At 60.6% G+C, this 561-nt stretch carries 1 protein-coding gene; it reads right to left on the minus strand.

Annotated features, from left to right (window positions below):
- Positions 1-561: immunoglobulin-like domain-containing protein (locus ACUXVH_RS31655; RefSeq protein WP_445496862.1), on the minus strand; the 561-nt coding region annotated here is incomplete at both ends.

Below are 561 nucleotides of genomic sequence, written 5' to 3' on the forward strand. Positions count from 1 at the left end.
ATTGCTCAGGGTCACAGTGACCGGAGTGCCAGCTGCATTGGTCAATGTGGCGGTGTAGACGATGGAGCCGCCTTCGGTCACGGACTCGGTAGCGCTCAGGCTCAGGGTAGTGGTGTCCGGGGTATCGGTCACGCTGGTTTCAGCCGGCTTGTCGCTGATTTCCAGCTTCTCGTAGTTACCACCGTCGGCTTTGGTAATGGTGGTGCTGAGCGAACTGCCACCAGCCAGAGCATCGTTGGGCGCGGTGAAGTTCACGCTGGCGGACGACTCACCCACCGGGATGGTGATGGTCTGACCGTTGGACAGGGTCACTACGACCGGCGAGCCGGTTACTGGTGCAGTCACGGAGGCGGTGTACACCACAGTGCCGCCTTCGGCGACATTAGGGGTAGCTGTCAGCGAAACAGTGCTGGTATCGATGGTGTCAGTGACATCGGTGACGGCTGGAGTCGGATTGGTCTCCAGATTCTCGAAGTTACCGCCTTCGGCCTTGGTGATCGTTGCCTCGACCTTGCCGGCGTCTTTGTAGACGTCATCGGCGGGTGCGGCCACGGTGGTGGT

It is taken from the genome of Pseudomonas sp. 8(2025), assembly GCF_052665325.1.